The organism is Methylocystis sp. IM3 (assembly GCF_038070105.1).
In the GTDB taxonomy this organism is placed as follows: domain Bacteria; phylum Pseudomonadota; class Alphaproteobacteria; order Rhizobiales; family Beijerinckiaceae; genus Methylocystis.
Genome location: NZ_JBBPBZ010000002.1, coordinates 3,359,213 through 3,378,178 on the forward strand (window position 1 = coordinate 3,359,213; position 18,966 = coordinate 3,378,178).

At 62.6% G+C, this 18,966-nt stretch carries 21 protein-coding genes and 1 tRNA gene; 3 read left to right on the forward strand and 19 right to left on the reverse strand.

Annotated features, from left to right (window positions below; all coding sequences use genetic code 11):
* Window positions 1-69: 69 nt before the first annotated feature.
* Entirely contained in the window at window positions 70-954 is an 885-nt protein-coding gene (locus tag WOC76_RS18315) for a polysaccharide biosynthesis/export family protein (protein WP_341431529.1), read from the reverse strand.
* A gap of 232 nt (window positions 955-1,186) precedes the next feature.
* Here WOC76_RS18315 and WOC76_RS18320 point away from each other — a divergent pair, with 232 nt between their 5' ends.
* The 3 genes from WOC76_RS18320 to WOC76_RS18330 all read left to right on the forward strand — a co-directional run bounded on the left by WOC76_RS18320 (window position 1,187) and on the right by WOC76_RS18330 (window position 4,571).
* Window positions 1,187-1,678 (forward strand): hypothetical protein, encoded by a 492-nt coding sequence (locus WOC76_RS18320; RefSeq protein ID WP_341104767.1) that lies wholly within the window; start codon window positions 1,187-1,189, stop codon window positions 1,676-1,678.
* Window positions 1,679-1,753: 75 nt separating this feature from the next.
* Window positions 1,754-3,211 (forward strand): O-antigen ligase family protein, encoded by a 1,458-nt coding sequence (locus WOC76_RS18325; RefSeq protein ID WP_341431530.1) that lies wholly within the window; start codon window positions 1,754-1,756, stop codon window positions 3,209-3,211.
* A 175-nt stretch (window positions 3,212-3,386) separates the two neighbouring features.
* On the forward strand, window positions 3,387-4,571 hold the full coding sequence (locus WOC76_RS18330; protein ID WP_341104764.1) for a nucleotidyltransferase family protein: 1,185 nt from the start codon (window positions 3,387-3,389) through the stop codon (window positions 4,569-4,571).
* Between the two features lie 73 nt (window positions 4,572-4,644).
* On the opposite strand, the gene WOC76_RS18335 is transcribed toward WOC76_RS18330, so the two are convergent.
* The 18 genes from WOC76_RS18335 to WOC76_RS18420 all read right to left on the reverse strand — a co-directional run bounded on the left by WOC76_RS18335 (window position 4,645) and on the right by WOC76_RS18420 (window position 18,935).
* Window positions 4,645-6,396, reverse strand: coding sequence for an ABC transporter ATP-binding protein (locus WOC76_RS18335; RefSeq protein WP_341104763.1), 1,752 nt, complete (start codon window positions 6,394-6,396; stop codon window positions 4,645-4,647).
* A 63-nt stretch (window positions 6,397-6,459) separates the two neighbouring features.
* On the reverse strand, window positions 6,460-6,603 hold the full coding sequence (locus tag WOC76_RS18340; RefSeq protein ID WP_341104761.1) for a hypothetical protein: 144 nt from the start codon (window positions 6,601-6,603) through the stop codon (window positions 6,460-6,462).
* Window positions 6,603-6,881: a PqqD family protein gene (locus WOC76_RS18345; RefSeq protein WP_341104759.1), complete on the reverse strand. Its 279-nt coding sequence runs from the start codon at window positions 6,879-6,881 to the stop codon at window positions 6,603-6,605. Before WOC76_RS18345 ends, WOC76_RS18340 begins: the two co-directional genes overlap by 1 nt.
* A complete protein-coding gene (locus WOC76_RS18350; protein ID WP_341104757.1) occupies window positions 6,878-7,747 on the reverse strand; it encodes a hypothetical protein in 870 nt (289 codons plus the stop codon). Before WOC76_RS18350 ends, WOC76_RS18345 begins: the two co-directional genes overlap by 4 nt.
* 356 nt (window positions 7,748-8,103) lie before the next feature.
* Window positions 8,104-10,059 carry an asparagine synthase-related protein gene (locus WOC76_RS18355; RefSeq protein ID WP_341104756.1) on the reverse strand — a complete coding sequence of 652 codons (1,956 nt, stop codon included), beginning with the start codon at window positions 10,057-10,059 and terminating at the stop codon, window positions 8,104-8,106.
* Window positions 10,016-10,387 carry a lasso peptide biosynthesis B2 protein gene (locus WOC76_RS18360; RefSeq protein ID WP_341104754.1) on the reverse strand — a complete coding sequence of 124 codons (372 nt, stop codon included), beginning with the start codon at window positions 10,385-10,387 and terminating at the stop codon, window positions 10,016-10,018. Before WOC76_RS18360 ends, WOC76_RS18355 begins: the two co-directional genes overlap by 44 nt.
* A gap of 350 nt (window positions 10,388-10,737) precedes the next feature.
* Window positions 10,738-10,813, reverse strand: a tRNA-Thr gene (locus WOC76_RS18365).
* A gap of 109 nt (window positions 10,814-10,922) precedes the next feature.
* On the reverse strand, window positions 10,923-11,270 hold the full coding sequence (locus WOC76_RS18370) for a LapA family protein (protein WP_341104752.1): 348 nt from the start codon (window positions 11,268-11,270) through the stop codon (window positions 10,923-10,925).
* Window positions 11,271-11,382: 112 nt separating this feature from the next.
* Window positions 11,383-11,673, reverse strand: coding sequence for an integration host factor subunit beta (gene ihfB, locus WOC76_RS18375; protein ID WP_341104750.1), 291 nt, complete (start codon window positions 11,671-11,673; stop codon window positions 11,383-11,385).
* A gap of 45 nt (window positions 11,674-11,718) precedes the next feature.
* Complete coding sequence (gene sppA, locus WOC76_RS18380) at window positions 11,719-12,690, reverse strand: signal peptide peptidase SppA (protein ID WP_341104748.1); 972 nt, start codon at window positions 12,688-12,690, stop codon at window positions 11,719-11,721.
* A 29-nt stretch (window positions 12,691-12,719) separates the two neighbouring features.
* Window positions 12,720-13,040 (reverse strand): divalent-cation tolerance protein CutA, encoded by a 321-nt coding sequence (gene cutA, locus WOC76_RS18385; protein WP_341104746.1) that lies wholly within the window; start codon window positions 13,038-13,040, stop codon window positions 12,720-12,722.
* A 1-nt stretch (window position 13,041) separates the two neighbouring features.
* A complete protein-coding gene (locus tag WOC76_RS18390) occupies window positions 13,042-14,484 on the reverse strand; it encodes a DegQ family serine endoprotease (RefSeq protein WP_341104745.1) in 1,443 nt (480 codons plus the stop codon).
* Between the two features lie 75 nt (window positions 14,485-14,559).
* Window positions 14,560-14,841 carry a DUF4260 family protein gene (locus WOC76_RS18395; RefSeq protein ID WP_341104744.1) on the reverse strand — a complete coding sequence of 94 codons (282 nt, stop codon included), beginning with the start codon at window positions 14,839-14,841 and terminating at the stop codon, window positions 14,560-14,562.
* Between the two features lie 6 nt (window positions 14,842-14,847).
* A complete protein-coding gene (gene rplQ, locus WOC76_RS18400) occupies window positions 14,848-15,264 on the reverse strand; it encodes a 50S ribosomal protein L17 (RefSeq protein WP_341104743.1) in 417 nt (138 codons plus the stop codon).
* A 132-nt stretch (window positions 15,265-15,396) separates the two neighbouring features.
* A complete protein-coding gene (locus WOC76_RS18405) occupies window positions 15,397-16,416 on the reverse strand; it encodes a DNA-directed RNA polymerase subunit alpha (RefSeq protein ID WP_341104742.1) in 1,020 nt (339 codons plus the stop codon).
* Between the two features lie 100 nt (window positions 16,417-16,516).
* Window positions 16,517-16,906, reverse strand: coding sequence for a 30S ribosomal protein S11 (rpsK, locus tag WOC76_RS18410; protein ID WP_014890740.1), 390 nt, complete (start codon window positions 16,904-16,906; stop codon window positions 16,517-16,519).
* Between the two features lie 145 nt (window positions 16,907-17,051).
* Entirely contained in the window at window positions 17,052-17,420 is a 369-nt protein-coding gene (rpsM, locus tag WOC76_RS18415) for a 30S ribosomal protein S13 (RefSeq protein WP_341104731.1), read from the reverse strand.
* Window positions 17,421-17,639: 219 nt separating this feature from the next.
* Window positions 17,640-18,935 carry an Hsp70 family protein gene (locus tag WOC76_RS18420; RefSeq protein ID WP_341104729.1) on the reverse strand — a complete coding sequence of 432 codons (1,296 nt, stop codon included), beginning with the start codon at window positions 18,933-18,935 and terminating at the stop codon, window positions 17,640-17,642.
* Window positions 18,936-18,966: the final 31 nt, after the last annotated feature.

The window sequence follows — 18,966 nt, forward strand, 5'->3', positions numbered from 1 at the left end:
GGGCGTCAATCTGAACAGGCAGCTCTCTGTCGGCCATCAACTTATCCCTTGGGCGGCGTCCGCCAGCCGTTAAATGAATGGAACCGCGTAACCTGCGATCGGCAAAACTTTGAGGACGAGGTTCAAGCCTGTTTTCGTGGTGGAATCCTCGACGACGATGACGTCGCCGGGAACGACTGGCGGATCCTCGACCGTCCCGTTGCGAATATCGCCGAGGTCATAGCGTATCATCGTCCTCTGTCCCTCGGCGATTCTGAAGACCACTACACTATCTGAAGACGTAGAGCGCTCCACCCCGCCCGCCCTGGCGATCGCCTGTTCGAGCGTATCGCTCCCGCGCATGGGGAAGACGCCCGGATTTTTGACCGCTCCTTCGACCGTCAATCTTTGACTGTTGTATTCCTTGATTGAAACGGTGACTTGCGGCGAACGCATGTAGCCGGCGTCCAGACGCTTCTGTATGTCCCGTTCCAACGCAGACGGACTTTTGCCGCTCGCCATCGTCTGCCCAATCAAGGGCAGATTTATGGTGCCGTCATCGGCGACCGGAACGGTCCTGGAAAGATCCGGCGCCTTGAAGACAGTGACCTCGAGCACGTCCTGCGGACCGATCAGATAGGTGGAGCTGCCAGGCGTTGTTGCGGAAACATATCTGTTTGCGACCTTCGCAGCGGCCGCTTCCGAACTCGACGGCTGCCGTTCCTGTGAAGAAAAACCACCGTCCCCCTCCGGAACCCCATTGCAGCCGCTGACGCCAATGGCGAAGCCGCTCGCGAATATGAATATTAACAGCAATCTAATTGGCTTCAGGAAAAAATCCTCTTGCGCTTGGGAATCCATGGAGCACCTTGTCAAACCGTAAGCTAAGCCATACGGGCCGCAGTTACTTACGGTTATCGCAGAAGCAAAAAAAAAGAAATCCTCGTCACGACCAGAGGCAATAGGCGCGATCACTTCAGGCGAGATTTTGATGTGGCCAGTCGATCCGAAACATTAGTATGCCATTAATCAACTTCTCTCGGGACTGTTGCCGAATCGCAACGATTCAAGGGAAAAATTGATTGAATGGTCACGGCTTTGCTTGCGGGAGCGGCCGCCCTGGGTTACCGCTGAAGATAGGGTCGGTCATTTGAATACAGCCAAAGCTGGCGGATTATCCTAGGCGATCGCCTGAAGGAGCGTATTGATGAAAACTCTCAAAGTTCTTATGGTTGCACTTCTTGCAAGCAGCACGGCGCATGCCGCCGCCCTGAGCGATATCAAGGGCGATGTCCTCGTCAACCACGGCGCAGGCTTCGCAAAGTTTGATAAATCGATCGACCTCGCTCCTGGCGACAAGATCAAGGTTGGCAAAAAGGCTACGGCCAAGCTCGTGTATTCTGACGGATGCAGCGTCACCATCCCGGGCGGCGCGCTCGCGACCGTCGCGAAGCAGTCGCCCTGTTCGTTCCGGGCGCAGCTGACCGGCCGCGGCGAGAGCCCGGAGGACGTGTGCCGGGACTCTGTCGATCCGCGTTGCTGCGGCGTTGGGGACAATGTCGCAGCCTGCGGGCTTCTCGTGGGCGGCATCGCCGGCGTCGGCGGCGGCATCGCGGCCGCCTTGGCGACCCAGCAGCACTCCTATTCCACTTTCATCCCGCCGGCTGGCGTCACGCCGCCGGCTGGCGCCAGCCAGTAAGGCGGAATCGCTGCAATAAATGGTCGAACCATTTTGCCCCTGTCGTCGCCCGGCAATTTGACTGGACGACGACAGGTGTTTTTTTACCTCACCTTCGCCTGTTTTCTCGCAAGCCTCGTCCTTGGCGGCCCGACGAAGCACGCCTCCCTTCAGGACGCGCTGCTTCAGCTTTGCGCCGTGCCGCTGCTCCTCCTGGCCGGCTGGCGGCTATGCAATTTGCCGACAACACGGGAGATGCGTTGGTCGCTGGCGTTTTGCGCGGCCATACTCGCGCTTCCGCTCATTCAGCTCATACCGCTGCCCCCCCTCATCTGGACACAGCTTCCAGGACGGGAGGCGCTGGTCTCCACGTATACGCTGCTTGGCCGCTCCCCCGACTGGGCCGCCATCAGCCTATCCGGCCAGGAGACTTGGCTCTCGATGCTCTCTTTGCTTCCGCCGCTGACCCTTTTTCTCGCAGTCTTGACCCTCGACTGGAGGGAATGCCGCCTGTTGAGTCTGCTGCTGGTCGCATTTGCCGTGCTGAGCGCATTCGTCGCTCTCTTGCAGGCGGCGCAGGGCGTCGATAGTCCGTTTCGCTTCTACAACGTCGATTTGCGCGATCCGTCGCCCGTCGGATTTTTTGTCAACCGCAATCATCTTGGCGCTCTGCTTTATTGCGGAGCCGCATTCGCGACGGCCTGGCTTCTCGCGTCCTACGACGCCGTTCGACTGGATCAAGACCGGATCGACCACCAGACCATCGTCACCATGGCCGGATCGGCGTTCGCCCTTGTCGCGCTCGTTTCCGTCGAGCTGGTCGTCAGGTCGCGCGCCGGCGTCCTGCTCCTGTTTCTCGGTTTGGGCGCGCTCCCCATCCTGGCGGCGATACGCCCCTCTCCCCACGCAGAATTCGACGGCGCCGAGTCGGAAAGCCTCGGGCGACGACACTGGCTCCCCGTCGCCGCCGCCTTCATCATGCTCGCGCTGGTCGCATTCTTCTTCGTAGGCTGGTCGTCGATCCAGGGCGTTTTCGACCGATTTGGCGCCGATCCGCTTTCCGATGAGCGGCCGGTCTTCGCCAGAGTGACCTTTTTTGCGACCAAGGCTTTCATGCCCGTCGGATCCGGCCTGGGCTCTTTTGTCTCCGCCTACCAGATGTTCGAAAAGCCGCGAGACATGTTCAGCGGCGTCTATGCGAACCACGCGCATAATGACCTGCTCGAACTGGCGCTGGAAACAGGCATGGCGGGCCTCATGCTCCTATGCGTATTTATTGTCTGGCTCGTCACGCGCGCGCGCAAGGTCTGGACGGCGATCAACCGGCCCGTTATCGACGTCTATTTGCAGGATGCGGCCATGATCGTCATTTTTCTCTTTCTCGGCCACTCGCTCATGGACTATCCGCTTCGCACGAACGCTCTGCTGTCAGTCTTTGCCTTTGCGTGCGCGCTCCTGATCAAGGCGCCCGGCGGCGGCGAAGCTCACACGCAAGGCAGGACGCGTCAGGAACGCCGGCGGCGGCGCGATGCATTGGCGCAAAACGCAGCCTGATACCTCGCTCTCGAACCTGAAGGCTCTTCTGCCGCCCACCAGCGGGCGTTTCGGACCACGGGATTGTCGGCCGCGTCCTTTTGAGACACCATGTCTCCTCTCGACCGCAACCGCGCGCACGTTTTCATGCCGGCGAACGAAAGTGGCTCAATCGACGATGCAAGACTTGCGCTGAATGCCTGAAGCCGAAACCATCATTTGCGCCCTGTTGCGCGGCGAACGCCCGACCTGGCCGGCGGATGGAAATGACGCATTCACGAGCCTCTTTCTCGAACGGAGCGCGTATCATGGGGTTCAGGCATTACTTCACCAGCATCTGACCAATGGGACATTCCGCGAGCTGGGCTGGCCCCCATCCATTCTGGACGCATGCAGAGAGGCGGCTGTCGGCCAGGCGATGTGGGAAATGCGCCATAAGGAAATTCTGGGGAGCCTCCTGGACCGCCTCGCCGAGATCGGCGTACGCCCCATTCTTTTCAAGGGAACCGCGCTCGCTTACAGCGCCTATCCCGCGCCCTTCATGAGGAGGAGAGGCGACACGGACGCGCTCATCCCGCTTCACGCGAAAGAGCAAAGCTGCGAGGCGCTCGAATCGCTGGGTTTCCGCCGCACGGCCTGCGCGCGCGGCGATCTCGTCAGCAACGCCATAGAGTATGCGATCGAGGACGCGGGCCTTGGCGCGCATGAAATCGACCTCCATTGGCGGATCAGCAATGCCCAGGTGCTTTCCAGACTGTTTTCTTATGATGAACTGGTCCGCGCCGCCTCTCCTCTACCAGCTTTGAGCCCCCACGCAATTGGACCTGGCGATATGCACGCGCTGGCTATCGCCTGCATGCATCGAGCCGAACACAAGGAATGCCCCTATTTTGTGGATGGGGTTGAATACTACGACGGCGATCGTCTCATATGGTTTTATGATATGAGCCTGATCTGCAAGAACTGGGAAAGCGCCGATTACGACGCCTTCTTCGATCTCGTCGAGGAAAAGCGCTTGCTCAACAATTGCCTCGAGGCGCTCGAAAAGGCGAGGGCGTATTTCGGAAGCGGGCCGTCACGCGAGATCGTGGAGCGGCGGCGGAAAACGGGCGCAAATGATGTTATCTCGACTTATCTCGCCGCTTCGCCGCTGGATCAGTATTCTGCAAATTTCGCGGCGATCCCGGGCGCAGGGGACAAGCTACGTTTTCTGATACAAATTCTTTTTCCTCCCGTCGAATATATGCGCGAAATGTATGCCCACGTCGAACCGAACTGGCTGGCGTGGCTTTATGTGCATCGCATCGTGAACACGGTCGCGAAGCGATTGAAGAGAACGTTTCCCGCGCTTTTTCAATTCGGGGACGCGGATCGGAGCTGAAAAATAATGCTCCCGATCTAAAGCCAAAAGATCAGGCGGGGGAACAGTCGTAGCCGCGCCCGTCCTCCCTGCGTCACGCCGGCGCGATCAAGCGCCCTTGTTCAAGTCGCAGGACCTGGCAGGCGGCGCCGACGCGCGCGGGGCGATGGGTCACGAGGACCATCGTCACCCGACCGACGAGCGCCTCTATCCCTTCCAGAACCATTCGCTCGTTCGCCTCGTCCAGCGAACTTGTCGGTTCATCGAGGATCAGGAGAGCGGGGCGACGGAGAAGAGCGCGCGCGAGGGCCAGTCTTTGCCTTTCGCCGCCGGAAAACCGCGTTCCGCGATCGCCGACGATCGTCTCGAGCCCCTCGGGCAGCGCATCGACAAACCCCGCCGCTCCGGCCAGCGTCAGCGCCTCGCGCAGTTCGGACTGACTTGCATGGGGTTTGGCGATCGACAAATTCGCCCGAATGGTGGAGTGAAACAGAAAGGGATCCTGCGCGACATAAGCGATGGATTGCCGCCATAGCTGCGCCAGTTCGCCTGTCAGCTCCCGGTCGTCGATGCGGATTTTGCCCTCCGTGGGGGACAGGAGCCCGGCCAGCAAATCGAGAAGCGTGCTCTTGCCGGCTCCAGAAGAGCCGGTCAGGACAGTCAGTGCGCCTTTCGGCAGGCGCAGGGTGACGTCGCGCAACGCCTCTGGCGCGTTTGCCGCATGCGCGAAGGAGACCTTGTCGAAGCGTATCTCTCTCTCGAGGTTGAACGCCTGCTGCGGCTCGCCATGCGGCGTTTCGCGCGCCGCTGAGCAGTCCCTCAAGAGCGCCAGAATGGTCTGGGCGGCGGGCGCGACGTGCAAGAGCTCCTGCGCCGCCTGCTGTAGAGACTGCACCAGGGGCAGGAGCCGGTAGAAGATCAGAGCCAGCACCAGAACCTGCGCCACCGGCATGTGAAACGCGCCGGCGCTGACGCCGAGGAAAACCGCGACCGCACAGGCGCCGGCGATCTCTTGCATCGTCCGGGCGTTGCCCTGGCTTTTGACGAAAGACAGGAAATTTCGCCTTATCTCGTCGACGGTTGTGGCGAAGGCCGAGACATATTGCTCTTCGGCGACATAGCTTTTGGCGATCTTCAGCCCGGCGAGAAACTCGGAGACCGCATGCTGGTAGTCCTGATAGGCGGTCGTCAGCGCTTCGCCGAGGCGCAGACTTTCGCTCAGCCTGCCCCGCGCAATCCAGACAAGGGAGAAACCGACTGCGAGCGCAGCAAGGGTCAAGACGGGGGCGATCACGCAAGCTGCGGCGATATGCGCGCCGATGAGCAACATGCGGCTCGGCATTTGCAGCGCGTAATACACCGCCGTGTCGAGGCGATCGGTCTCGGCGGTGAGAGCGGCCAGCAAATCCGCAGGCCGAAGCCGGCGCAAAAAGGACCAGTTGGCGTGTGCGATCGCCGAATAAAGACGGACGCGCGTTTCGCTCAGAAAATTCAGGCGCAAGTTGGTGAGGTAAAGGTCGCTCCGGCGATTGAGCAGCGAACGGGCCGCCGCCACGGCGATGAAGATCGCCAATACGCTGGTGAGATTGAGCTGCACGCCGAGACGTTGCAGCCAATGCGGCAGCCAGGTCATCGGTCCCTGCGTCGGCCCGCCGGCGGGATCGAGCGACTGGATCAGCGGAACCAGAAAAAGCAGCGCCGCGCCTTCGCTCAGGCCCGAACTCAAAGCCAGGGCGCTGGCGATAAAGAGGCGACGCGCTCCCACTTCGGCGACGAGCAATCGCCAGAAGCGCGCAATCTGACGTAACGCGTCGAGAACAGTGGCGGCGGCGGGCGCGTCGCTCAAATTGGAAATCTCCAGGGCCGCGAAGTTTTACGGAGACTTTGGCAGGTCGAGGAGGCGCACGGCCTAGCCGGAGAGCTCCGCGCGATTGTCCCCAGGCTCGGCCACGGCGCATTCATCCGACCGGCCGAACCAGCCCGCGAAGGACGCCAACGCCTCCGGGTCGTCCAAAGCCCGCCCGACCGCCGGCAGACCCCGGAGTCGGCGCATTATGCGTCCTTCATCCACAACAGACGACGGGCCAGCAGCTCTTCCACCAATTGCGCGATATCGCGGTCGAGCTCATCCGGCGCCACCTCGAATTCGTCCAACAGGCTCTCGCGAGCCTCTTCGAGCGCCTTTCCATCCCTGATGCATCGGAACATGCAGGCGCCGACCTGGTTGAGGCCGTAATAGGTTCCATTTCTCAGATCCAGAAGGACGATTTCCTCTCCGACCTCCTGAACCAGGATATCGGGAGAAATGACCAGATTATCGACCGAGTTCATGAGGTCGCTCCCTCGGATGTCGCATGCTCGACGATGGCCTTTCGCACCCGCCCGAGTTCATCGAGCCGCCGCGGATAATCGAGTTCGTAACCGACGAGCGCATCTGTCAGAGCTGCTATCCGTTTGAAGTGGCTGGCGACGATGGCGGGGTCCTCCACGTCGAGCAGGAAAGAATTCTTCGCCCAGCCCATGAGGGTTTCGGCTTTGGTGAGTTTGCGGAAGACAGTCTCTTGCGCGCCGCCGTCCCCCAGAAAATAGGCGACGCGCAAGGGCCGGGGCTGATCGCAATAGGCGAGTCCGGATCCGGCCAGAAACCGGGTCTTTGTCGTGAAATGCAATGCCGCGGCGCGCTCGACGCCGCTTTTCGACAGGATTTTTTCGCTGTCGCTCCAGAGGCGAACGGACGGATGGCCAGGCGCCACCTGGAACCCATCGTCGCAAGGCTCGAGCATCAATCCGTCATCGACGAGGAGGCGATGCCCGCTGCTTGCGAAGCTGGCCACCAACGTCGATTTGCCGCGCCCCGACTGGCCGAGAAACACAACCGCCGACTCCCCGATTTCGACGGCGCCGCCGTGAAACACATAGCGCCCCCGATTCCCCAGCAGGACTGGAAGAACCTGACTTTGGAACAGGTGGTGCGGGGTCGCGTCATCGACGCCCGGCGCGGGAAAACAGGAGATGCGGGAGCCCTCCTCCGCCACCTCGAAATCCGCCAGACCGGGAAAGCGCAGGAGATAGCCGGACGGCATGCGGTAAAATTGCGCGGCGCGGCTTCCGTCCGGAAAAACCCACTCATAGAAAGGCGGGTCCAATTCGCGCCCCTGTTGGCGCGGCGCCAAAATCGTGAAATCGGAAACCCCCACACCGCTCTCCGAACCCGAGTCCCGCACGCGAGCCGTCATCCACATGCTTCGAGGGAAATCGGCAACCGAAAAAGAGCGACCCACAACGGATGTCGGATCCGCCGCGAAACCTTTCTGTTTCAGCTCCCGATCTCTGAGCAGGCGCGACTCAAGGCCTAGCGCGGTTCGGGCCGGGATGCTCGTGATTCTCTCTGCGGCCCGAGCAGCCGGATTGGACCAGTTTCTTCACGGTCCCATAGACAGTCAATTCCGGACGCGCATAGGTTTTCCGGTCAGCGTCCGCCTGCGACGGCTCAATATTTTTCTGGTCCATAGGTCTCTCCTTAAGGCAGACGCGATCAGAAATGCAGGCGGGATCAGCCGCCTCTGAATTCGCGCTCCGTCAACCAAACGCTCAACGCGCCGAGGCCGAACCGCTCGAGCAACTGCTCGTCGTCAACGCCCCCGGCAGACTCAACGAAACTTACCCACCTAGCCAAATTGTCCCGGCGAAGGTCACAGATTTGAGGATAAACGTCAACCATCATCTGAAACAGTGTATGATGAAATTTCCAGCCTGGATTGCCGTTTATGCTCCTCCTCCACAGAACCTCCTCAGGAAGTATACTGTCCATGCTCCGCCGCAGGAGGCGCTTGTACCACTCGGCGTATAGTTTTGATTCAACCGGCATTCTCACTGCAAATTCGATCATTCTGCGGTCGGAAAACGGACTGCGGGGCTCCACCCCTTTCGAGAACGCGATTTCCCCGTAGACCTCATGCGCAAAGGACAGAAGGCCGGAAGTGAAGTATCGCGCGTGGTGCGCCTGATCGCCCCGGTTCCGCGCCTTCGCCGCAGCCTCGCGGCGCAGTGCGTATTTCGTCGCCAGCGCGCCTCTCGTGACCTCTGTATAGGAGCAAGCGGCGCCGCCCCGCAGCAGGGCGCGCTGATCTCGCGATTCCCGATAGAAGTTTCGAATAGATTCAGGGGTCAGGGCGGCCAGTCCCTGACGCGCCGCTTGCCGGAGGGCCGACACCCCGCCGACCCCATGCCGGACGTGGGCGCGAAAGATGGCCGGGAGAGACCCAAACGATCTCTCCTGAAGGACGGCGTTCAGGCTTCCCTCATAGCCGTAAAACAGCAGATCGCCCGCCATGCCGTCTAAAGCGACCCTGCAGCCCTTGGCGCTCGCCGCTCCGTAGATCAAATGCGCCACCAATCCATGAGTGAGCGCGAAGGGCTCATCCGCCGCGCAGCCGGCGGCCAGAAACGCGCGGCACGTCTCGCCTGACAGGCTGGAAGTCAGAATCTCCGCGTCTATCCAGTCGTCCCTCTCGATGACGCTTCTTATGCAGGGCCAGTCCAGACAGTTTTCCCGATCGTCGCGGATGAGGGAGAATGTTCGCAGAGGCTCGCTGAGACGCCCTCTGAATTCCTTGCTGATGAGGCAGACAATCGATGTGGAGTCGAGTCCGCCGCTCAGCGCCGCGCCGATGGGCCCTATGCTTCTCAAGCGGCATTTCACGGCCACGCGGAGCTGTTCGAGAAATGCTTCCGCGCATTCGTCGAGCGACGCAAAGGAGACCGCCGGGAGGTTGCCGGGATCCCAGTACCGCCAGCTTACCGCGCCTTCCGCGGCGACCTTGATCGCGTGTCCGGCCGGCAGCCGCTTGATATTGCGATAGAAGGTTCCGATTTCGTCGTCCCGATCGAACTCGGGCGCGATGAAATCGACGACCCGCGAGTCATTCAGCCGGGCGTCGATGCGCCCAAGCGCCAACAGGCCCTTGATCTCCGACGCGAAAGCAAACCAGCGCGCGCCCTCATGATAATAAAAGTGCCGCGCGCCCGCCGCGTCCCGCGCGCCGAACAAATGCCTTCGCCGCGAATCCCAGACGAAAAAGACGAACTCGCCGATAATCCAGTGAGGGCATTCCTCGCCCCATGTCTCGTAAGCCCGCAATACCAGCTCTGCATCCGTATCGCCGCGCAACACGACGCCCCGCCACATGAGCTCCCGCGTCAGATCCTCACGATTATCGACACGGCCGTCCATGACCAGGACGAGGCTTTCATCTTCATTCGTCAGCGGCTGCGATTCGTGAAGAGACTCGGGCGTCGTCCGCAGCATGCAGTGCCCGAGACCAACCGATCCCTCGACGCGCTGCGCGCATCCATCGGGCCCACGCAGGGCCATCGCAGTCGTCATCTTTTCGACCGCCGCCGCCTCGACGGGAGCGCCGTCGAATTGCACGACGCCAGCTATGGCGCTCATTGCCGAAACGACCTCACGTGAAAGATTTTTCGAAAACAGCGTAATGCTTGCCGACATCCGCCGCATCGTTCACGGGGACGCCCGCGACTTCGATCCAGGCGTGGCCCATGAGGCGGCCGGGGGCCAATCGCGTGCCGATCCGCAACTCGCACATGACGCCGAGACGGCGCAACAGCCAGGCCAGATACAAGGATCGGATCAGGCAATTGTCGGATCCGAAAAGGTGGAAAGCCGCCGTGTTGACGAGACGGGCGATCTTCACGACGTCGTCATGGGAAACCGGCGCCAGCCCAGGCGAAGGGGCCCCGATGAACCAGCGCATGAAGCTCTTGAATCCAAGAACCTGCAACGCCAGCCAGAAAATCGGCATCAAGACGAACGCCATCCCCAGGATCCGCCTCTCACGTCCCGAGAGAGAAAAAAATTTTGCGTATCTTGTTGCTGGCACGACAACATCCCAAGCTGAAACTGCCTGCCGCCGCGTCCGTTTTCAGCTGCGAAGAAAATAGATGCGCGGCGGAATGATCGCCTGTTTGCCAATTTATATGGCAGCCGCGCGGCAAAGTCTCAACCTATGGGCGTGGACACTTGCCTGACGCCCCAAATACGCGCGTCACACATACGGAAAGCCCGCAGCGCCTCCGGCCGCCGCCCGCTCCCAATTTGGTCGCTTCGGCGATGACCGCGTCGCCACAATCCGCCGAGCGCAGAGGGCGCGATCGTTCGTGGAGTTCGTGGTGCCGCAAGAGGGATTCGAACCCCCGACCCCATCATTACGAATGATGTGCTCTACCAGCTGAGCTATTGCGGCATGCGCGACGTTCAGTCGCGCGGCTTTCTCTTATCGGCGCCCGCGACGTTTTTCAAGCGGCCGGGTGGCAGGATTTTCGATTTCCTTCTCGATTTCCCCACCGACCGGATCAGCGCTTGCCGCCCTTCGCATTCGCATCGGCGGGCAGTTGGGCAAGGGCCTGCTGGCGGAGTTTCTCGACTTCGAGCCTCGTCTTCTTGGCTTCGGCGCGCGCCACCTTGGCGGCGCGGCGGACCGACATATGACCGAGCCACGACGTTACGCCGCCCGCGAGAACCCCGATCGCCATGGCGGCGAGCACCACCATGAACATCGGCGCCTCGATCGAGGGCGCGGCGGCGTCGCCCCCCGCGAATGGATCGAGCCCGATCTTCACAGGCGCGCGATTGGCCATGGAAAAAAACAGGAGGATCAACGCTAGCGGAACAAAAATGATGATGCGCAGTAAGGCCTTCATGAGCTCTTCCCCGATGGCCGGCGAACGCGCCGGAATGTAACGACCGCGCGTTGGCCGCGAGAGCCCGGCGTCCCCTCATCCGCGCGCCCGTGCGGCGCGCGGCAAACCCGGCTCAGCCCTGGTAGTTTTCGTTCAGCCGCTCGCGCATTTCCTTGCCCGTCTTGAAGAAGGGCACGGATTTCTCCTGCACAGAGACCTGCGCGCCGGTGCGCGGATTGCGCCCCGTCCGGGCGTCCCGCTTCTTGACGGAAAAAGCGCCGAAACCGCGCAGCTCGACCCGATCGCCGCGCGCGAGCGCCGCCGTGATTTCATCGAGGATTGTGCTGACAATCGTTTCGACGTCACGCTGGTAGAGATGGCTGTTGCGACGCGCGATGCGCTGTATAAGTTCCGACTTGATCATCCCCGGCCCATCTATCTAGTTGCAGCAAAACGTCTTGCGCCCGATTCAACGCGCGTCGAAACCCTGCCAAATCGCCAATAGACCGTCAAGACTGCCGCGCCTTTCCGCCGTCACGGCCTGGTCGAGAGCGGCGGCAAGCGTGTCGAGCCCGAAGACCTTCGCTGCGGTCGCCGCACTCTCAACCAGGCCGAGGCGCTCCATGCTCGCCTGCTTCTTCCAGTCACGCACGGGCAGCCCCTTGGCGACGCCCTTGTTGGCCTCGAGCCAGGCGATCGCCTCGCGCTCCCCGCCCAGCACGTCGACGAGTTTCAGGGGCAGGCCTTGCCGCGCGGTGAAGACGCGGCCATCCGCGACCCTGGCGAGGCCCGCGTCGTCGAGACGCCGCCGCTCCTTCACCAAGTCCTTGAACCAGGTGTAGGAATCGGCGACGAGGCTCGCAATCGCCGCCCGAGCGACTTCGCTCGTCGGCTCGAAACCATTGGGAGAGGCCTTGAGCGGGGTGGATTTCACCTCCTCGACCTTCACGCCCACCGTATCGAGCAGCTTGTAGAAATTGGGAAACTGGAACAGCACGCCGATCGACCCGACCAGCGAATTCTCCTGCGCGACGATCGTGTCGGCCGCCATGGCGGCGATATAGGCGCCCGAGGCCGCCAGCGCGCCCACGACCGCAACGACCGGCTTTTTCTCATTGAGCCGCCGCAACTCGCCATAGAGTTTCTCTGCCCCGGTCGTCGTGCCGCCGGGGCTGTCGATCGCGACGATTACAGCCTTGGCCTGGCTCGATTCGCCGATCTTCTTGACCAGCTCGATCGTGTCCTTGTCGCCGAGAATCATCCCCTGGAGGGACAGGCGGGCGATATGGGGCGTTAGCTTGTCGGCGGAATCCGCGCCCGTAAGCCGCGAGACGAGGACGACTAGGGCGAAACCCGCCGCGGCGATGGCGGCCATGCGCCACCAGCTGAGCTTGCGCCGCAGGCGGCGGCGGTCGATCAGATAATCCGTAGGCGCCGTCATTTTCCTCTCTCTGTTCCAAAAGCGGCAGCTCAGTCGCGCCGCGTCGATTCGTCGAGCCATCGGACATAGGCCGAATCCGCTTCAGCCACGTCCACGCGAAGGATTTCCGGCGTCTCATAGCCGTGCAGGCGGCGGACAAGCGCCGACAGCGCCGGATAATCTTCGACCCGGTGCTTCATCTGCAGCAGGAATTCCTCCCCCTCGCAGAGCTCGTCCCGCCAGCGGTAGTGGCTGGTGATGCGCGAAATCTGCACGCAGGCCGCAAGCCGCGCTTCGAGGACCGCGCGGGCGATGGCCCGCGCCTTCTCGTCGGAATCGACCGTCGTGACAAGGATCGCGACGCCACACACGTCAGCCGCCGACGACTGTCGTGAAAACCTGCCCGCCGCGGGCGATGGTGATCTTCCAGTAATAGGCGCGCGACGCCGCCGCCCGATCCAGATCGCGCGTCGTCTCGACTTTCTGGTCGTTGACGGCGAGCACTACGTCACCGCGCTGCAGGTTGAGCTGCTGCGCGGCGGAGCCGTCCTCGATTTCCGAGACGACGACGCCATTGGTCGCGCCCTGCACCGACATTTCCTCGACGACGGCCGGCGAAATATTGACGACGGTCGCGCCGGCGAAGGGCGACGGGCCCTTGAGCTTAACGGCGTCGCGCGGGGGCGTTTCCGGCGCCGGAGCAAGGCGCATCGGCACGGCGATCTTCTTGCCGCCGCGCAGCACGCCGAGCGTCGCCTGCCCGCCCAGCGGCTTGGTGCCGAGACGATAGCCGACGGCCTCGGGATCGTCCGTCGCCTGCCCGTCGACCGAAACGATCACGTCGCCGCGCTTCAGTCCCGATTCGGCGCCCGGCCCCTTGGGATCGACGTCCGCAAGCAGCGCGCCTGTCGGCCGCTCGAGGCCGAGGCCCTCGGCAATCTCCTGCGACATGGTCTGGAGCGTGGCGCCGAGCCAGGGGCGCCGCACCAGCTTGCCGCCGCCCTTGGCCGCCGCCAGAACGCTCTTGACCATATTGACCGGAATGGCGAAGCCGATGCCGACCGACCCGCCGGATTTGGAGAAAATCGCCGAATTGATGCCGACGAGACGCGCATTCATGTCGACCAGCGGCCCGCCGGAATTGCCGGGATTGATGGCCGCGTCGGTCTGGATGAAGAAGCCGTAGTCGGAAATGCCGACATGGGTGCGCGCCAGCGCCGAAACGATGCCCTGCGTCACCGTCTGGCCGACGCCGAAAGGATTGCCGATCGCGAGCGTCAGATCGCCGACCTCGAGCGCGTCCGAATCGCCGAGCTCCATGGTGGGGAAATTCGTTCCCTCGGTCAGCTTGAGCACGGCGAGGTCGGTCCGCGGATCGCGCAGCAGGATCTTGGCGGGGATTTCCCGCTTGTCGGCGAGCGCGACCTTCACGTCCGTCATGCCCTCGATCACATGGTTGTTGGTGACCACCAGGCCGGACGGGTCCACGATGACGCCGGAGCCCAGCGACTGGGCCGTGGGGGAGCGTCCCGGCATCCCGCCGCCTTCGCCGAAGAAGCGGCGGAAGATCGGGTCGTCGAGGAGCGGGTTCGCGGGCATGCGCTCGACGCGCGAGGCGAAGACGTTGACGACCGCCGGCTGGGCTTTCTTCACGACAGGCGCAAAGGAGACGGCGATCTCGGCGCGACTCTTCGGGACGGCGGGGGACTCGGAGGGAGACGCCTGCGTCTGTTGCGCGGCGAGGGGAATAGGCGCGAGGGAGACGGCGGCGAAGGCAATGGCTACGAAGGCGCTATTCCGAGGGATCAAAGGCATAAGCCGCTCCAAGATGAGTCGCGTGCTGGCGAATATAGGGATGAAATCCGGGCGGCGCGAGACTGAGCCGGGGCCTCAGCGCAACGCCTGCCCGATCGGGGCTCCCAGCGCGCCATAGGCGAGCGCCGCCGTCGTCTTATGGGCGGCGATGCAGCCGGACGCGCCCGCCCTCGGTCCCGCGAAATGGGCGAGGAGCGAAAGACCCGGAGCAAGCAACAGGAACGCGAAGCGCACCCATCCGCCTCCAATACTGGCGTAAAAGAAAAGGGCGGCCGCCAAGCGCGCCGCCCCTTCTGATCTCAGCAAAAGCTTCGGAGCGCCGGAGACAAAGCCTGACGCCGAGCTGTCTGCTTGCATGATTGATTACGCCTCGGCTTCCTCGGCGCCGAGCACGGGGCCCGAATCCTGGCCGCGCGCGTCGACGTCGCGATCCACGAATTCAATGACCGCGAGCGGCGCATTGTCTCCGTAACGGAAACCGGCCTTCAGCACGCGGGTGTAGCCGCCGTTGCGGTCCTTGTAGCGCGGGCCGAGCACGTCGAAGAGCTTGCCGACGAGCTTGACGTCCTTGATCTGGGCGATGGCCTGACGGCGGGCGTGGAGATCGCCGCGCTTGCCGAGCGTCACCAGCTTCTCGACGACAGGACGCAGATCCTTGGCCTTCGGCAGGGTCGTGACGATCTGCTCGTGCTTGATCAGCGCCTGCGCCATATTGGCGAACATGGCCTTGCGATGCTCATGGGTGCGGCCGAAACGGCGCTTCTTGTGACCGTGATACATATGGCTCTCCGTTGGTTATGCGGCCGCCGTGCCAAGGAACGGCCGTCTCCTTATTTCCCTCTCCCGCTTGCGGGAGAAGGCGGCCCCGCAAAGCGGGATCGGTGGGGCAAGAGGCGCAGCTGACGCCCCGCCTCAGTAATGCTCCTCGAATCTCTTGGCGAGATCGTCGATGTTCTCCGGCGGCCAGCCCGGAACTTCCATGCCGAGGTGCAGACCCATCTGGGCGAGCACTTCCTTGATCTCGTTCAGGGACTTGCGTCCGAAGTTCGGCGTGCGCAGCATTTCCGCTTCCGACTTCTGGATCAGATCGCCGATATAGACGATGTTGTCGTTCTTCAGGCAGTTCGCCGAACGCACCGACAACTCCAGCTCGTCCACCTTCTTGAGCAGCGCCGGGTTGAAGGCGAGCTGCGGGATGGACGGAGCGGCCTCCTCGCGGCGAGGCTCCTCGAAGTTGACGAAGACGTTGAGCTGATCCTGTAGGATACGCGCAGAAAAGGCGAGCGCGTCCTCGGGGGTGAGCGCCCCATTGGTCTCGATGGTCATGGTGAGCTTGTCATAGTCGAGCACCTGGCCTTCGCGGGTGTTTTCGACGCGGTAGCTGACCTTCTTGACCGGCGAATAGAGGCTGTCGACGGGGATGAGACCGATCGGCGCGTCCTCCGCGCGGTTGCGATCCGCCGGGACATAGCCCTTGCCTGTCGACACGGTGAATTCGATGCGGATCTCGGCTCCATCGTCGAGCGTGCAGATCGCGAGGTCCGGATTGAGGATCTGAACGTCGCCGGTGGCCTGGATGTCGCCAGCGGTGACAACGCCGGGTCCGGTTTTCTTGAGGGTCAGGCGCTTCACGCCTTCGCCCTGATATTTGATGGCCACGTCCTTGATGTTGAGGACGATGTCGGTCACGTCCTCGCGCACGCCCGGAATGGACGAGAACTCATGCAGGACGCCGTCAATGTGAATGGAGGTGATCGCCGCGCCCTGCAGCGACGAAAGAAGAATGCGGCGCAGGGCGTTGCCGAGCGTCACGCCGAAGCCGCGCTCCAGCGGCTCGGCGACCGCGGTCGCCATGCGGCGCGGATCGTCGCCGGGGGCCACCTCGAGCTTGTTCGGCTTGATGAGTTCCTGCCAGTTCTTCTGGATGCTCACTGGGACGCCTTTCCTTGAAGCTTCTGAACGCGACCCGGCGGGGAGGTCGCCGGGTTCGCGCGCGAAATATGCTCGATGAAAGCGGGCTCCTGCCCTGGCGTCAGACGCGCCGGCGCTTGCGCGGGCGGCAGCCGTTGTGCGGGATCGGAGTCACGTCGCGGATCGAGGTGACGGTGAAACCCGCCGCCTGCAGCGCCCGCAGGGCGGATTCGCGACCCGAGCCGGGACCCGAAACCTCGACCTCAAGCGTCCGGACGCCGTGTTCGCCCGCCTTGCGGGCGGCGTCCTCGGCCGCCATCTGCGCGGCGTAGGGCGTCGACTTGCGGGAGCCCTTGAAGCCCATCGAGCCAGCCGACGACCAGGACACAGTGTTGCCCTGCGCGTCGGTGATGGTGATCATGGTGTTGTTGAATGTCGAATTGACATGCGCAACGCCGGAAACAATGTTCTTGCGCTCGCGGCGACGAACGCGGGTAGTGTCCTTGGCCATGGTGTTCTTGTCCTTCGAACGCGCCCGTAACGCCAGGCGCTGGGGAGTTGAGGTCGTCTATTCTGTCGGCGCGGCAGGACTTATCCCAACCACGCGACGGAGCGCGCCCCGGAACGAGTCCGGGGCGGATCGGCACAGCCGCCGATTACTTCTTCTTGCCGGCGATCGGCTTGGCCTTGCCCTTGCGGGTGCGCGCATTCGTGTGCGTGCGCTGACCGCGAACCGGGAGCTGCCGACGATGGCGCAGGCCACGGTAGCAGCCGAGATCCATCAGACGCTTGATGTTGATCGCGACCTCGCGGCGCAGATCGCCCTCCACGAGATAATCTCGATCGATCGTCTCGCGAATCTGCAGAACTTCGGCGTCCGTGAGTTGGGCGACGCGGCGTTCGGCCGGAATGTTCACCTTCTCACAGATTTCGGCCGCCTTCTTGGCGCCGATGCCATGAATATACTGAAGCGCGATGACGACGCGCTTGTTCGTGGGGATGTTGACGCCTGCAATACGAGCCACGATTTTCTCCATTTGAGGCGGAGCCGAAGGCGCCGCCGGGGAACCCCGCGTCCGGTGGAGGCCGGCCCTTGCGGAGGAATGGGATCAGGGTTGCGCAGAACGCAAAAACGGAAGCCCTCCGAAGAGAACTTCCTCGAATTTTGGTCTGTAATCAGCCGATACCGAGCATGCGCGGGCGAGTCAAGCAAAAACTCGCGGAAGGAGTCGGATTTCTTCGACTCAGGCGGCGCATGCTTCGTCATCAAAGCCGAATTTGCGCGCTGCGTCCAGTCCCAGGCCGAGGCCCACGGCTCCGAACATGTCTCCTTCGACAATCCTGGCCCCCGGGGTTTCCCGCGTGACCGCGTTCCGCACCGCCGGAATGGCGGTCGAGCCGCCCGTCAGAAAAACCGCGTCGATGCGCTCTCCCCCGAGCCCCGAGGCGGCGAGCGTCTCCTTTAACGTGCGGGTGAGCGCGCCGAGTTGATCCACGATCGCCTCATGCAGCACGCTGGCGCCCGTTTCGAGCGCGAGTCCCTTCTCAACATCGCCGAGCTCGATTGTCGCCCGATCAGCGTCGGACAAGGCAATCTTGGCGCTTTCCACCGCCAGGGCGACCGAATGCCCCCGGCGACTTTGGACGACATCTGCGAGGCGGGCGATTTTCTCCGGCGCGAGCGCGTAGCGCGCAAGTTCCTCGAGATCACGCGCAACCCTGGGCGTGTAGAGGAAATTGATGCGGTGCCAGGTCGCGAGATCCACGTAGACGCCATTTGGAACACGAATGTCCTTGTCCGCGAAAGGCAGGCGCATTTCGCTCCCCAGGCCCAGATGCGGCATGACGGACTTCAGGCTGAAAAGCCGATCGATGTCCGTGCCGCCGATATGCACGCCCTTGTTGGCGAGAACGTCGCTGGCGCGGTCGGCCTTCGTCCTGGCCTGAGGCGACACGCGGACAATCGAAAAATCCGAGGTGCCGCCGCCAATATCGGCGATCAGCGCATATTGCTCCTCGCGCACGCTCCTCTCATAGGCAAGCGCGGCGGCGATGGGCTCATATTGAAAGGCGATCTCGCCAAACCCCTGGGCGCGGGCGATCTCCTCGAGCGCGTCCTGGGCGCGCTGATCGGCGGCCGGATCATCGTCGATGAAATGCACGGGTCGACCCAGAACGACACGCGTGACTTCAGCGCCCGCGCGGGCGTCCGCCGCCTGCTTGAGACGCCCGAGGATCAATCCGATTATGTCTTTGAACGTATAAGTCTTCGTCTTGATACGAACCGTTTCGTCCATCAGCGCCGTGCCTAGGACGGATTTGAGGCTTCGCATCAGCCGCCCGTCGACGCCGTCGACATATGCGCTGATCGCGGCCCGCCCGAACACCGGCTTGCCGTCAGAGAAGGGGAAGAAGATCGAGCTCGGCAGGGTGCGGCTCTCACCTTCGACCGCCGCAAGCTCGACGCCTTGCGGCCCTGTCAGGGCCACGGTCGAATTGGACGTGCCGAAATCGAGGCCGCAAAATGACTTTGCTTCCATGCGGGATTCTTGCGCGAATGTGGGAGAAGAG

What these genes read in the sequence shown, in the direction of transcription:
- WOC76_RS18320 (WP_341104767.1), top strand. Translation starts at nt 1,187, where the DNA reads ATGAAAACTCTCAAAGTTCTTATGGTTGCACTTCTTGCAAGCAGCACG.
- WOC76_RS18330 (WP_341104764.1), top strand. Translation starts at nt 3,387, where the DNA reads ATGCCTGAAGCCGAAACCATCATTTGCGCCCTGTTGCGCGGCGAACGC.
- WOC76_RS18340 (WP_341104761.1), bottom strand. Translation starts at nt 6,603, where the DNA reads ATGCGCCGACTCCGGGGTCTGCCGGCGGTCGGGCGGGCTTTGGACGAC.
- WOC76_RS18345 (WP_341104759.1), bottom strand. Translation starts at nt 6,881, where the DNA reads ATGAACTCGGTCGATAATCTGGTCATTTCTCCCGATATCCTGGTTCAG.
- WOC76_RS18355 (WP_341104756.1), bottom strand. Translation starts at nt 10,059, where the DNA reads ATGTCGGCAAGCATTACGCTGTTTTCGAAAAATCTTTCACGTGAGGTC.
- WOC76_RS18360 (WP_341104754.1), bottom strand. Translation starts at nt 10,387, where the DNA reads ATGGCGTTCGTCTTGATGCCGATTTTCTGGCTGGCGTTGCAGGTTCTT.
- WOC76_RS18370 (WP_341104752.1), bottom strand. Translation starts at nt 11,270, where the DNA reads ATGAAGGCCTTACTGCGCATCATCATTTTTGTTCCGCTAGCGTTGATC.
- ihfB (WP_341104750.1), bottom strand. Translation starts at nt 11,673, where the DNA reads ATGATCAAGTCGGAACTTATACAGCGCATCGCGCGTCGCAACAGCCAT.
- sppA (WP_341104748.1), bottom strand. Translation starts at nt 12,690, where the DNA reads ATGACGGCGCCTACGGATTATCTGATCGACCGCCGCCGCCTGCGGCGC.
- WOC76_RS18390 (WP_341104745.1), bottom strand. Translation starts at nt 14,484, where the DNA reads ATGCCTTTGATCCCTCGGAATAGCGCCTTCGTAGCCATTGCCTTCGCC.
- WOC76_RS18395 (WP_341104744.1), bottom strand. Translation starts at nt 14,841, where the DNA reads ATGCAAGCAGACAGCTCGGCGTCAGGCTTTGTCTCCGGCGCTCCGAAG.
- rplQ (WP_341104743.1), bottom strand. Translation starts at nt 15,264, where the DNA reads ATGTATCACGGTCACAAGAAGCGCCGTTTCGGCCGCACCCATGAGCAT.
- rpsK (WP_014890740.1), bottom strand. Translation starts at nt 16,906, where the DNA reads ATGGCCAAGGACACTACCCGCGTTCGTCGCCGCGAGCGCAAGAACATT.
- WOC76_RS18420 (WP_341104729.1), bottom strand. Translation starts at nt 18,935, where the DNA reads ATGGAAGCAAAGTCATTTTGCGGCCTCGATTTCGGCACGTCCAATTCG.